The sequence below is a fragment of the Kitasatospora sp. NPDC059795 genome (assembly GCF_042732175.1).
GTDB lineage: Bacteria > Actinomycetota > Actinomycetes > Streptomycetales > Streptomycetaceae > Kitasatospora.
This window is the reverse complement of sequence record NZ_JBHWID010000008.1, coordinates 342171-354864: the sequence shown is the minus strand read 5'-3', so window position 1 is coordinate 354864 and position 12694 is coordinate 342171. Positions and strand designations below refer to the sequence as shown.

General features: G+C 70.7%; 9 protein-coding genes. 2 read left to right on the top strand and 7 right to left on the bottom strand.

Annotated features, from left to right (window positions below):
• Positions 1 to 44 precede the first annotated feature (44 nt).
• The 7 genes from ACFV4P_RS19290 to ACFV4P_RS19260 form a co-directional block, all read right to left on the bottom strand.
• Positions 45 to 1091 carry a LacI family DNA-binding transcriptional regulator gene (locus ACFV4P_RS19290; protein ID WP_073813130.1) on the bottom strand — a complete coding sequence of 349 codons (1047 nt, stop codon included), beginning with the start codon at positions 1089 to 1091 and terminating at the stop codon, positions 45 to 47.
• 1 nt (position 1092) lies between these two features.
• Complete coding sequence (locus tag ACFV4P_RS19285) at positions 1093 to 2823, bottom strand: glycoside hydrolase family 13 protein (RefSeq protein WP_380472567.1); 1731 nt, start codon at positions 2821 to 2823, stop codon at positions 1093 to 1095.
• Positions 2824 to 2864: 41 nt separating this feature from the next.
• A complete protein-coding gene (locus tag ACFV4P_RS19280; RefSeq protein WP_380472618.1) occupies positions 2865 to 3767 on the bottom strand; it encodes a sugar ABC transporter permease in 903 nt (300 codons plus the stop codon).
• 50 nt (positions 3768 to 3817) lie between these two features.
• The gene (locus ACFV4P_RS19275) at positions 3818 to 4768 is read right to left on the bottom strand and encodes a carbohydrate ABC transporter permease (protein ID WP_073813133.1); all 951 of its coding nucleotides are present in this window, start codon (positions 4766 to 4768) and stop codon (positions 3818 to 3820) included.
• 114 nt (positions 4769 to 4882) lie between these two features.
• A complete protein-coding gene (locus ACFV4P_RS19270) occupies positions 4883 to 6166 on the bottom strand; it encodes an extracellular solute-binding protein (protein ID WP_380472564.1) in 1284 nt (427 codons plus the stop codon).
• Positions 6167 to 6476: 310 nt separating this feature from the next.
• A complete protein-coding gene (locus ACFV4P_RS19265) occupies positions 6477 to 7547 on the bottom strand; it encodes an aldose epimerase family protein (RefSeq protein WP_380472563.1) in 1071 nt (356 codons plus the stop codon).
• 273 nt (positions 7548 to 7820) lie between these two features.
• Positions 7821 to 10778, bottom strand: coding sequence for an ATP-binding protein (locus ACFV4P_RS19260; protein WP_380472561.1), 2958 nt, complete (start codon positions 10776 to 10778; stop codon positions 7821 to 7823).
• 274 nt (positions 10779 to 11052) lie between these two features.
• On the opposite strand from ACFV4P_RS19260, the gene ACFV4P_RS19255 reads away from it, so the two are divergent.
• Both ACFV4P_RS19255 and ACFV4P_RS19250 read left to right on the top strand, forming a co-directional pair.
• Entirely contained in the window at positions 11053 to 12096 is a 1044-nt protein-coding gene (locus ACFV4P_RS19255) for a hypothetical protein (protein ID WP_380472559.1), read from the top strand.
• A 271-nt stretch (positions 12097 to 12367) separates the two neighbouring features.
• Complete coding sequence (locus ACFV4P_RS19250) at positions 12368 to 12694, top strand: hypothetical protein (RefSeq protein ID WP_073813138.1); 327 nt, start codon at positions 12368 to 12370, stop codon at positions 12692 to 12694.

The following is a 12694-nucleotide window of genomic DNA, read 5'->3' as shown; positions in this document are numbered from 1 at the left end:
TCCCGAGGGCCGCAACGGGTGCCACAAGCCACCAGCAAATAGCGTCAGTTGCGCGGACCGGACCCGGTGGAGCCGCGCATCACCAGCTCCGGCTGGAACATGAACTCCGAGCGCTGCGCCGGGTTTCCGCCGACCTCCTCCAGCAGCGCGTCCACGGCGGCCGTGGCCATCGCCTCGACCGGCTGGCGCACAGTGGTCAGCGGCGGCTCGGTGAACGCTATCAGCGGCGAGTCGTCGAACCCGACCACCGAGACGTCCTGCGGCACCGACAGCCCCCGGCGGCGCACGGCGCGGATCGCGCCGAGCGCCATCATGTCGGAGCCGCAGACGATCGCCGTGCAGCCCTTGTCGAGCAGCGCCTGCGCGGCGGCGTGCCCGCCCTCCACGCTGAACAGCGTGTGGTGGATCAGGTCCGCGGCCTCGTCGGCGGTCCGCCCGGTGAGCTGCTGGAGCGCGGCGGTGAAGCCCTCGATCTTGCGCAGCACGGGGACGAAGCGCTTCTGTCCGACCGCCAGCCCGATCCGGTCGTGCCCGAGCTCGACCAGGTGCTGCACGGCCATCCACATCGCGGCCCGGTCGTCCGGGGAGATGAACGGCGCGGCGATCTTCTCGCTGAAGCCGTTGATCAGCACGAACGGGACCTGGCGGCCGGAGAGTTTGGCGTACCGGTCGTGGTCGGCGGTGGTGTCGGCGTGCAGTCCGGAGACGAACACGATGCCGGCCACGCCGCGTTCCACCAGCATCTCGACGAGTTCGTCCTCGGTGGAGCCGCCCGGGGTCTGGGTGCACAGCACCGGCGTGTAGCCGTGCCGACTGAGCACCTGTTCGATGACCTGGGCGAGTGCGGGGAAGATCGGGTTGCTGAGCTCCGGGGTGATCAGGCCGATCAGCCCGGCGCTGCGCTGGCGCAGCCGGGTGGGCCGTTCGTAGCCGAGCACGTCGAGCGCGGCCAGCACCGTCTGACGGGTGGTCGCGGAGACGCCCGCCTTACCGTTGAGTACGCGGCTGACGGTGGCTTCGCTGACCCCCGCCTGGGCCGCGATGTCGGAGAGTCGCGCTGTAGTCACGACCCCAGAGCCTACTGCGGCCATCTCAGACCGCCCACCATGCGGTGCTGTCGGCGGGCAGTTCGACGCTCTCCCCGTCCGACTCGACCGCGGCCTCGGCGGTGGAGGACAGCAGCATCCGACCCGGCGCGGCGATCCGGACGGCCTCCCCGGTGGTGTTCGCAGTGCACACGAACGACCCTTCGGCGGCTTCGCGACGGAACATCAGCACGCCCTCGGGGGCGGCCAGCCACTCGACCTCGGTGCCGGCGCCGAGCGCGGGCTGCTCGCGGCGGACGGCCAGCGCGGAGCGGTACAGCTCCAGCGTCGAGGTCGGGTCGCCGGCCTGGACCTCCACCGAGAGTTCGGCCCAATCGGCGGGCTGCGGCAGCCAGCTCGGGCCGCCGGCGACCGGGCCGAAGCCGTACGGCGCCTCGGTGCCGGACCACGGGATCGGCACCCGGCAGCCGTCGCGGAAGCCGTCCTGGCCGGCCTGCCGGAAGAACGACGGGTCCTGGCGGACCTCGTCGGGCAGGTCGGTGACGTCCGGCAGGCCGAGCTCCTCGCCCTGGTAGATGTACGCGGAGCCGGGCAGCGCGAGCATCAGCAGGGTGGCGGCGCGGGCCCGTCGGAGGCCCAGCGGGCGGTCGCCGGCGGTGCGGATCTGGGTGCCCAGGCCGCCCGGGTTGGCGAACCGGGTGGCGTGCCGGGTGACGTCGTGGTTGGACAGCACCCAGGTGGTGGGGGCCTGCACGGGGCGCATCGAGTCGAGCGAGAGGTCGATCACCTCGCGCAGCTTCGCGGCGTCCCAATCGGTGCCCAGGTACTGGAAGTTGAACGCCTGGTGCAGCTCGTCGGGGCGGACGTAGTTGGCGGTGCGCTGGACGGTCGGGGTCCAGGCCTCGGCGACGCCGATCCGGTCGCCGGGGTACTCGTCGAGGATCTTGCGCCAGCTGCGGTAGATGGCGTGCACGCCGTCCTGGTCGAAGAACGGCATGACGTCGTTGCCGAGCAGCTTCAGCTGGTCGTGGCTGCCGAGGTCGGGCAGGCCGGGGGCCTTGACCAGGCCGTGGGCGACGTCGATGCGGAAGCCGTCGACGCCCATGTCGAGCCAGAACCGCAGGATGGAGCGGAACTCGTCGGCGACCGCGGGGCTGTCCCAGTTGAAGTCGGGCTGCTCGGGCGCGAACAGGTGCAGGTACCACTCGCCGGGGGTGCCGTCGGGGTTGTCGCTGCGGGTCCAGGCGGGGCCGCCGAAGATGGACTCCCAGTCGTTGGGCGGGAGTTCGCCGTTCTCGCCCTTGCCGGGGCGGAAGTGGTAGCGCTCGCGCAGCGGGGAGCCGGGGCCCTCGCGCAGCGCGCGCCGGAACCACTCGTGCCGGTCGGAGGAGTGGTTGGGCACCAGGTCGACGATGATCCGCAGGCCCAGTTCGTGGGCGTCGCGGATCAGCCCGTCGGCGTCCAGCAGGGTGCCGAACATCGGGTCGACGGCGCGGTAGTCGGCGACGTCGTAGCCGGCGTCGGCCTGCGGGGAGGCGTAGAACGGCGAGAGCCAGACCGCGTCCACGCCGAGGTCGCGCAGGTACGGCAGGCGGCTGCGGATGCCGGGCAGGTCGCCCATGCCGTCCCCGTTGCCGTCGGCGAAGCTGCGCGGGTACACCTGGTAGATGACCGCGTCCCGCCACCAGCCGCCTCTGGAGGCCCCGGTGGTCGCAGCAGTCGTCCGAGCGGCGGGAACGGCGGCGGGCCGGGAGGCGTCGGCCAGGTTCTGGGTCATTGGACAGTCATCCCTTGGGTGCTGTGGAAGGTGACGGAGGTTCAGGACTTCGCGGCGCCGGCCGTCAGACCGGTCACCAGGTGGCGCTGCACCAGGTAGAAGACGAACGCGGCGGGGATCGCGATGAGCACCGAGGTGGCGGCCATCAGCTGCCACTGGTGGTCGTGCTCGCTGACGAACGAGGACAGGCCGACCGCCAGCGTGTACTTGCTGGACGAGAGCATGAAGGTGGAGGCGTAGGCGACCTCGCCCCATGCGGTGAGGAACGAGTAGAACGCGGCCACCGCCAGGCCCGGGCGGGCCAGCGGCAGGATCAGCCGCCAGAAGGTGCCGAACGGGGACAGCCCGTCGACCCGGCCGGCCTCGTCGATCTCCATCGGGATGGTGTCGAAGTAGCCCTTCAGCAGCCAGGCGCAGTACGGCACGGTGGTGGCCGAGTAGACCAGGATCAGACCGGTGTAGCTGTCCAGCATCTGCAGGTTGGACAGGATGTAGTACATCGGCACGATCAGCACCGCGATCGGGAACATCTGGGTGACCAGCAGGGTCCACATCAGCTGGCGGTGGCCGGGGAAGCGCATCCGGGAGACCGCGTAGCCGGTGGAGGCGGCGATCAGGACGCCGATCACGGTGGTGCCGCCGGCCACGATCGCGGAGCTGCCGAACCAGCTGAGGAAGTCGGTGTCGGACAGCACCCGGCTGTAGTTGGCGAAGGTGGCCTTGTCCATGATCTTCGCCGGGTGCAGGTAGTCGTTGTCGTCCGGCCCGAGCGAGATGTACGCGATGTACAGCACCGGGAACAGGGCGATCAGGCTGGCGAGGATCAGCGTGCCGTGCGCGAGCACGGAGGCCGGCTTCGAGGACTCGCCGCGCGCCCGGACCTTGGCGGGTCGTCCGGCGGGCTTCGCGTCCTCGGTGGCGGGGCGGTCGGCGGTGAGAGTCATGGGGCTACCTGCCTGGTCGTGGTCCTTGGGGTTCAACTCGGCCGCGGCGCTCATCCGTTGGCCTTCTCGTTCCGGGCCAGCCAGCGGCGGTAGAAGGTGGTGAAGACGATCAGGATGGAGAGCAGCAGGATTCCGTAGGTCGCGGACTGCGCGTAGTCCGCGGGCTGCTGGCCGAAGCCGAGGCGGTAGGCCCAGGTGACCAGGATCTGCGCGTCGGGGGCGCCGGAGCCGAACAGCAGGAAGATGACGGCGAACTGGTTGAAGGTCCAGATCACGCCGAGCAGCACGACGGTGGAGGAGACGGTCCGCAGGCCCGGCAGGGTGACGTAGCGGAACCGCTGCCAGGCGGAGGCGCCGTCCATCTCGGCGGCCTCGTACAACTCGGCCGGGATCGACTGGAGTCCGCCGAGCAGCGAGATCATCATGAACGGCACGCCGACCCAGGTGTTGACCAGGATCGCGGCGCACTTCTGCGCCAACGGGTCGGACAGCCAGCCGGGTTCGGGCAGGTGCAGCATCGACAGCAGGCCGTTGACGGCGCCGCCGTCGGCGAGCATCAGCCGCCAGGAGAAGACGGTGACGAAGGTCGGCACCGCCCACGGCAGGATCAGCACCAGCCGGTACAGGCTGCGGCCGCGCATCTTGCGGTTGAGCAGCATCGCCAGGCCCAGGCCGATGCTGTAGTGCAGGAGCACGCAGATCGCGGTCCAGATCACGGTCCAGATGAAGTGCGACCAGAACCGGTCGTAGGCGGTCGGCCCCCAGAGCACGTCCGCGTAGTTGTCGAGTCCGACGAAGTCGAAGCTGTCGGGTATGTGGTTGACGCCGATCTGCCGGCCGACGTTGAGGCTGGTGGCGTTGGTCAGGGTCAGGTAGAAGCCGCGGACCAGCGGATATCCGACCAGCACGCCGAGGACGACCACCACCGGCGCGATCATCGCGTACGCGTACCAGTACTTCGAGTACGACAGCCTGATGCGCTGCACGACCGCAACTGCCATGGGTTGACACCTTCTCCGGGAGGTCCGCCGCCTGCCTCGGCGACATGTGCTGGGGGTCTGACGGGGCGCGCCCGGCCCACCGTCAGGTGTGGGCCGGGCGAGCCTTGTTCCGACTTACTTGGCGAAGTCCGGCAGGAGCTTCGCGTAGTCGGTGGCGGTGGCGTCCAGGCCGGCCTTGGTCTCGGACTGGCCCTGGACGATCTTGCCGAGGTTGGTGCCGAAGGAGCCGAACAGCGAGGCGTACTCGGGCAGTTCGGGGCGCGGCTGGGCGGAGGGCAGGATCGCCTGGAAGTCGGCGATGCCCGGGTTGGCCTTGACCTCGGCGGTGTAGGCGTCGCTGCGGGTCGGCAGGGTGCCGTTCTTCAGCGCGAGGAAGGTCTGGCTCTCGGCGGAGGTCAGGAACGCGGCGAGCTTCTCGGCGGCGGCCTTGTGGGCGGCGTCGGAGCCGGCGTAGACGGAGACGTTGTGGCCACCGGTCGGGGCGCCGCCCTTGCCGGAGGCGCCCATCGGGACGGCCGCGATGCCGAGGTTCTTCTTGTCGGCGAACGCGGAGCCCTTGTAGACGTTGGTGACCTCCCACGGGCCCTGGACGATCGCCGCGACCTTGCCGCTGGTGAAGGCGTCCATCATGTGCGCGTAGGCGTCGGTGGTGACGTCGGCCTTCACGGTGCCGGGGGAGGTGAACATCGACTTGTAGGTCTCGACGGCCTTGACCGCGTCGGCCGAGTTGACGGTGATCTTCTTGCCGGTGGCGTCCACCATGTTGGTGCCCTCGCCGTACAGGAACGGCATGGCGTAGTAGCCGTCGGCGGCCTTCAGCCAGAAGCCGTCCACCCCGGCCTTGTCCTTCAGCTGGGCGGCGTCGGCCTTCAGCTCGTCCCAGGTCTTCGGCGCGTCGGTGATGCCCGCCTTGGCGAACAGCTCCTTGTTGTACATCAGGGCGAGGGTGTCGGTGACCAGCGGGACGCCGTAGGTCTTGCCCGCGTACTTGGCCTGCTGGATCAGCGAGGGCTGGAAGACGGAGGCGTCGGTCAGCGCGGGGGTGCCGTCCAGCGGCTCCAGGTAGCCGGCCTTGGCGAAGGCGGAGGTCCAGCCGACCTCGGCGCGGAACACGTCCGGAGCGCCCTTGGCGCCCATCGCGGTCTGCAGCTTGTTCTGCGCCTGGTCGAACGGGACGTTCTCGAACTTGACCTTGATGTTCGGGTTCGCGGCCTCGAACTTCTTGACCAGCTCTGCGTAGTTCGGCGCCTCGTTGGTGGCGTTCGAGGTGTCCCAGTAGGTGATGGTGACCGGTCCGTCGCCGCCCTTGGCGTCGGAGCCGGAGCCGCCGCTGCCGCACGCTGCAAGAGTGACCGCAAGAGCCGCAACGAGAGCGGAGGCCGCGATACCACGCCGCATGGAAACTCCTTGAAAGATGAGGGTGCCCGGGTGGGGGAGGACCGCGCATAATGGCTGTCCCAGCCGACTGCGCCGTTGCAGGCCGTCGGGCTTGAGCAGGAACGTAACAGCGCGGCGAGCGGTGCTGAAAGTCCTTGCAGCAAGTTTCTGCAAGATGCCGGGGATCGTTACGTCCACGTGTCCTTAGAGTTGCCGCCACGCGTCTTGACCATCCGTGGCCTCTCCGGAACTCCTTGCAGTCCGAACCCCTCTGAGCAGGCAGAAGGCCCCGGAAGCGGCTGCTTCCGGGGCCTCCTCGGCACGCTGTTCGTCAGTCGGTGGTGCCCAGCCGCAGCACCGTGGTGGACCGGAACTCCTGCCCGGGCCGCAGCTCGGTCGACGGGTAGGACGGCTGGTGCGGCGAGTCCGGGTGGTGCTGGGTCTCCAGCGCGACGCCCGCGTACCGGCCGTACGCCACGCCGGACGGGCCGGTGACGCTGCCCTCGAAGCCGTTCGCGGTGTACACCTGCAAACCCGGCTCGGTGGTCAGCACCTCCAGGGTGCGCCCGCTGCCCGGATCGGCCAGCAGCGCCGCCCGCACCGGCGGCCCGTCCGCCGGGCGCTCGCGCAGCACCCAGTTGTGGTCGTAACCGTTCGAGAGTTTCAGCTGCGGGTGCCCCTCGGCGATGCCCTCGCCGATCGACCGGGCGGCGGTGAAGTCGAACGCGGTGCCCGCCACCGGCTCGAACGGGCCGTACGGGATCTGCCGCTCGTCGACCGGCGTGAACGCGTCCGCGTCGATGGTCAGCAGGTGCCCGAGCACGTCGCCGCGGCCCTCGCCGGCCAGGTTGAAGTAGGCGTGGTTGGTGAGGTTGAGCACCGTCGGTCTGGTGGTGACGGCCCGGTAGGAGATCGTCAGCTCGGCGCCGCTCAGCGTGAAATCCGTCCAGACATCCAGCGCGCCGGGAAAGCCCTGGTCACCGTCGGGCGAGTGCAGGTGCATCCGCACCCCGCCGGGGATCTCCTCGGCCTCCCACACCCGGTGCGCGAACGAGTCCGGGCCACCGTGCAGGGTGACGCCGCGCCCGGTCGGCAGCAGCTGGTGGTCCTCGCCGTCCAGGGTGATCCGGCTGTCCGCGATCCGGTTGCCGTACCGGCCCACGGTCACGCCGTAGTACTTGGCCGGGCCGAGCAGCGCGCCGACGTCCTCCGTGGTCAGCACCACCTGCCCGGGCGTGCCGGACCGGTCGGGCGCGGTCAGCGAGTGCAGCGCCGCGCCCAGCGTGATGACGGTCGCCTCGATCCGGTCGGAGCGCAGCGTCCACCGCTCCAGACCCATCCCGGCCCCGGACAGGTCGTACGGCGCCCGGTGCACCTCGGCGGTCCGCTCCGGCACGGTCATGGACAACTCCTCGGTTCGTGGTCACCCTTTGCAGGCCAGACTAGGGCCTGTCCGGTCGATCTTGTCGGATCAGCGCGCGTCGTCGGGCGCCCGGCTGGGAGTGCCGGCGAACCGTCCTCGTACTGGGTGTACTTGGATGGTTTGCCGGTGCTTCCAGGCGGGATGATCCGGCGGCGCGCGCCCGGCAAGATCGACCGGACAGGCCCTGAGCCTGTCCGGCGCGCGGGGGGCCGATGACCCGCTCCGCGCGCCGGGGCGCCAGTCGTCGGCCCGTCAGTCGGCCTGCCCGGGACGGACGGTGGGCAGTCCGAGCGCGTCGGCGAGGCCCTCCGGTCCGGTGCCGAGCTTGCGGTGGACGGCGGCCAGCCGCTGCTTGACCACCGACACCGGCAGCCGCAGCTGTTCGGCGATCCGCTGCGGCGGCAGCGCCCGCGCCGCCAGCTGCGCGACCTCCAACTCCTGCGGGTTCAGCGTCACTTTGGCGGGCACCAGCGCCCGGCTCGGCTGCAGACCGGACGAGGCGAGCACGTTGCGGGCCCGCACCTCCAGGCCGTCGGCCCCGCAGTGCTTGGCCAACTCCATGCCCTGGTAGAGGTGTTCGGCGGCCTCCAGGCTGCGGCCGACCTGCACCAGGGCGGCCCCGAGGTCGACCAGCGCGTGCGCGTGCTCGTAGCCCGCCGGGGAGCGGCCGAGACAGCCGACCGCCTCCTGCAGCAGTTCGACGGCGTGCAGGCCCTCCCACACACTGGCCGCCAGCCGCAGCGCGCTGCCGATCGCCGACGGCGAACCGGACTCCCGGGCCCGGGCGACCGCGTCGTCGCCGTTCTTCCGCGCGGACGGCAGATCCCGGTGCGCCATCGCCACGGCCAGGTGGCCGGCCCACGGCGCGTGCACGGTGGACCGCCAGCCGCGCTTGTCCAGCCGCATGCCGGTCTCGGCGAGCACCTCGACGGCCATGTCGTAGTCGCCCCGCGAGATCAGCAGCTTGCCGTAGATGGTGGCGACGTCGGGCAGCACCAGCGCGGTCTGGTGGTACGGCGGCGAGAAACGGTACTTCTGCGCGATCTCCCAGGCCTCCCGGTCGCGGCCGCGGGACAGCAGGGTGTCGATCAGCGAGCCGACCAGGTTCCACTGGAGCGGCAGCCCGGTGCCCATCCGGTCGGCGATCCGCAGGCCGCGGCGCAGGAAGTCCTCGGCCTCCGGGAGGAAGCCGCGGCGCAGCCGGGCGAAGCCCATCAGGAAGTAGGCGAAGCCGCGGTGCGCGCCGCTCCACCCGGCGATCTCGAACTCCAGGATGGCGGAGCTGAACAGCTTCTCGGCGCGGGCGATCTCGTCGTTGTAGGCGAAGCACAGTCCGAGCAGCGCGGGCAGTTCGAAGTTCAAGGTGGTGTTGGTCCAGCCGAGACTGCGTGGCAGCCGGCCGTTGACGAGGGCGTCCTCGGCGGCCCGCAGCGCCTCGGCGGTGGGGGCGCCCTTGAGGGTGAGGTCCCAGGCGTGCAGGGCGCGCACCGGCCGGGAGGCCTCGCTCTCCTCGTCGATCCGGTCGGCGAGCTCGGTGACCTTGCGGGCCCGGTCGGGGCCGTTGTCCTCGTCGCGCTGGAGGGCCGTGTACAGCAGGTGGGCGGTCAGCAGCCGGTCCTTGCCGAGGCCTTCGGGGGTGGTCTCGGCCTCGCTCAGGCAGAGCCGGGCGGCACCGGTGAGGTCGCCGCCGTGGGCGATCACCTCGGACAGCCGGAACACCGCCTCGACCCGCAGGTCGGGGCTGAGGCCGTCCTCGATGTCGAGTGCGCGGCGCAGCTGGTTGGCGGTCGCGTCGGGGTCGGTGAGCAGGGCGGCGCTGCCGAGTTCGTACAGCACCTCGGCGCGGTCGTCCTCGTCCGGCGGCTCGGCGAGGGCGCGTTCGAGGCAGCGGCGGGCGGCTTCGGGAGCGCCGATGGCGAGGTTCTCGGCGGCGGCCCGGCGCAGCTTGCGGACCATCAGGTCGTCGCCCTCGCCGGGGTGGGTCTCCAGCAGGTGGCGGGAGGCGGAGAGCAGCGATCCGCCCCGGTCCTCGATCGCGGTGGCGGCGACGCCGTGCATGCCGGTGCGGGTGGCTTCCGGGATCGACTGGTAGATCGAGGTGGCGATCAGCGGGTGCACGAATTCGAGCCTGCCGTTGGGCTGGCTGGTGAGCACCCGCAGTCGGCGCAGTTCGCGGACCGACTGGGCGGCCTGTGCCGGGCCCTGGGCGCAGATCGCGGCGGCCAGTTCCTCGTTGATCTCGGTGCCGAGCAGTGCGGCGGCCCAGGCGAACTGGATGATGGTCGGGCCGAGCTTGTCGAGCCAGTAGTCGCGGCCCTGACCGCGGGCGGCCGCGGCGAGGTCGCGCAGCCGGGGCGAGTTCTCCTCGACGGGTTCGAGGTTCTGGTCGCGCACCTCGCGCAGCAGGGCGACGGTGTCGAACGGGGCGCCGGCGGTGACGGCCCACACCTGGCGGCAGAACGCGTCGTCGGCCTCGGCGAACTCGCTGTGCACGATCTCGGCGATCGACAGCGGGTTGAGCGGCATCAGTTCGTGCCGGCGCTCGGCGCGGTCGAGGATCTGCAGGAGCAGCGGGCGGGCCACGTCGTCGAACTCGTGGCGGTAGGCGAAGACCAGCAGCACCGGCAGTTCGCGGGCGCGCAGCACGAACGAGGCGAGCCAGGTCAGCGACTCCTGGTCGACCGCGTGCAGGTCGTCGATCACCACGACCAACGGGGCCCGTCGGGGCGCGAGTTGGGTGATGACGAAGTCCAGGCCGTCGTGCACGCCCTGCGGGTCGATCCGCTCGACCTCGTCGGACGGCGGCTCCAGGCCGATGGCCGGCGCGACGATGTTGTACCAGTTGCCGAAGACGTCGGTGCGCTCGTCCGGGTCGAGGTCCCCGAGGACGGGCAGCAGCAGTTGCCGCAGGACGCGGAACGGTTCGTGCTTCTGCCGTTCGCTGCCGCGGGCGAACAGCACGGTGGGGTCCTTGCGGGCGCCGGCGATCCGGCGGACCTGTTCGAGCATGGTGGTCTTGCCCATGCCGGGAGGTCCGGAGAAAAGCAGCAGTTCACCGATCTTTGTGCCGCCGGCTGCAAACTCTCGACACAACTTGTCCACAGCTTGTTCGGCGGACTGGAGTTCACTGTCGCGTTCCCAAAGCCGCTGGGCGGCCTTTCCCTCGCCGACCACCGCCGATTCCTGCGGCCCGCTCTGCTCTTCGGCCACGTCCGTCCTTCCAACTCGCCTTACCGCCACTCCGTTTCCGACCATAGCGTCGCCACCGGCCGCGCGGGCGGCGTTCCCGCAGGCTGCGGCCCGAACGGAGTGTCAGTTCACCTGGTCAGGGGCAAATCCCGTACAGACCGCGGCAACTGACGATCAGCTAGGCTAACTCTTTCCGGTTTTCCAGGTGTATTCGATCTTTGCGGGGGAAGACCGACGCCGAACGCAAGCCCGAACCGTTTTGCGTTTCCGCACACCAGCCCGCCCTGGAGATACGTTGGCTGCTATACCTCCGCTCTTCTGCCCCATCCCCTCGTCCCTGCATCCCGCGCACGAGGCGGTCGGCAAGAGCACCGAACTCTGGCTCGACACGATGGGATTCGCCCGGGACGCGGAACGCCGCCGCCGCCTCCTGGCCATCGGTGCACACGAGTTCGTCTGCCGGATCGCCAGCGACGCCGAGGGCATCACGGGGCTGGAACTGGTTTCGCAGTGGCTGTGCAGCATGCTCACGCTCGACGACGAGTGGGACACCGGCCGGTTGAGCCGGGACCCCTCCCGTGTACTCACGATAGCAGCCACACTACTGGCCGTTATCAATTCCACGCCTTCCCACCCGGGGGAGTCCGACCTCTACGTCGCCGCCGTGCGCGACGTGTTCCGCCGGGCCCGGGACTGGGCCCCCGCGGTGGCCGTGAAGCGTTGGGCGGACAGCCAGTTGGAGTCCTTCATGGGCGCCGCCGCCGTCACCGCGTACCGCGCCCAGGGCCGACCGATGACGCTCTCCGAGTACCTGACGATAGGGCCGCTGGACCGCGGCAGCCGCTCCTGCATCGAGATCATCGAGGTCTGCGAGCGCACCGCCGTCCCGCAGTCGCAGCTGGACTCGCCCCGGGTGCACGCGCTCACCGAGGCCGCCAAGTTCCTGGTGCTGGTCTCCGCCGACGTCTACTCCTACAAACGCGAGGACAGCCAGGGCGCGTTGGAGAGCAATATCGTCGACGCGCTGCAGCGACATCTGGGCTGCCCCAGGGAGCAGGCACTCCTGGAGGCCGCCGCGCTGCACGACCGCACCATGGTGCTGTTCCTGCGCCTCTCGGACCGCGCCGGCCGCCGCGCCGGTCCCGAACTGAGACGCTACATCCAGCAGTTGGCCAACCTGGTGAGCGGGAACCTGGAGTGGGGATTCACCTCCGCCCGCTACACCCCCCGGCCGCCCGGCGTCATCCCGATCGCCGAACGCGCCGACCGCCCCGCCGACGGCCGGCTCACGCCGCCGCCCTACCCGGAGATCGCCTGGTGGTGGGAGCAGCTCTGGTGACGGCTCCCTGACCGTCCGACGGCGCCCCACGGCTTCCCCGGCCGCAGCACGGAGGCGCCCAGCCGGACATCACACCACACCCCTCCCCCGGCCCCGGCCCGCGCCACGCGCCCGGGGCCGAAGCGTGCCCGCTGCGGTGGCGCACCGGCTCCGACCGGCCCAGAAGGGCTGGCGAACGGCGGTCCGACGTGGTCACGTCGGGTCAGTGTCCGACCCGACGGGTCCGACCCCCCGTGACACCCCCCGCCCGACCGCCAAGGAGTGAACTCTCATGACCATCGCCGTCGACAAGCTCTCCGACCCCGCCGTACGCCGCCTGCTCGGCGCCGTCAACTCGGGCGACCGGAACGCCTTCTTCGCCGCCCTCACCGACGACGCCACGATGTCCGACGACGGTTCCGATCGCGACCTGGCGGACTGGGTCGACCGCGAGATCTTCTCCTCGCACGGCCACATCGAGGTGCAGACCGAGAAGTCCGGCGGCCGCGCCCTGGTCGCCGACTTCCGCAACGACGCCTGGGGCGAGATGCGCACCGCATGGCGGTTCACCGTCTCCCCGGACGGCCGGGTCAGCCGCTTCGACACCGGCCAGGCCTGA

What these genes read in the sequence shown, in the direction of transcription:
- ACFV4P_RS19290 (WP_073813130.1), bottom strand. Translation starts at nt 1,091, where the DNA reads ATGGCCGCAGTAGGCTCTGGGGTCGTGACTACAGCGCGACTCTCCGAC.
- ACFV4P_RS19285 (WP_380472567.1), bottom strand. Translation starts at nt 2,823, where the DNA reads ATGACCCAGAACCTGGCCGACGCCTCCCGGCCCGCCGCCGTTCCCGCC.
- ACFV4P_RS19280 (WP_380472618.1), bottom strand. Translation starts at nt 3,767, where the DNA reads ATGACTCTCACCGCCGACCGCCCCGCCACCGAGGACGCGAAGCCCGCC.
- ACFV4P_RS19275 (WP_073813133.1), bottom strand. Translation starts at nt 4,768, where the DNA reads ATGGCAGTTGCGGTCGTGCAGCGCATCAGGCTGTCGTACTCGAAGTAC.
- ACFV4P_RS19270 (WP_380472564.1), bottom strand. Translation starts at nt 6,166, where the DNA reads ATGCGGCGTGGTATCGCGGCCTCCGCTCTCGTTGCGGCTCTTGCGGTC.
- ACFV4P_RS19265 (WP_380472563.1), bottom strand. Translation starts at nt 7,547, where the DNA reads ATGACCGTGCCGGAGCGGACCGCCGAGGTGCACCGGGCGCCGTACGAC.
- ACFV4P_RS19250 (WP_073813138.1), top strand. Translation starts at nt 12,368, where the DNA reads ATGACCATCGCCGTCGACAAGCTCTCCGACCCCGCCGTACGCCGCCTG.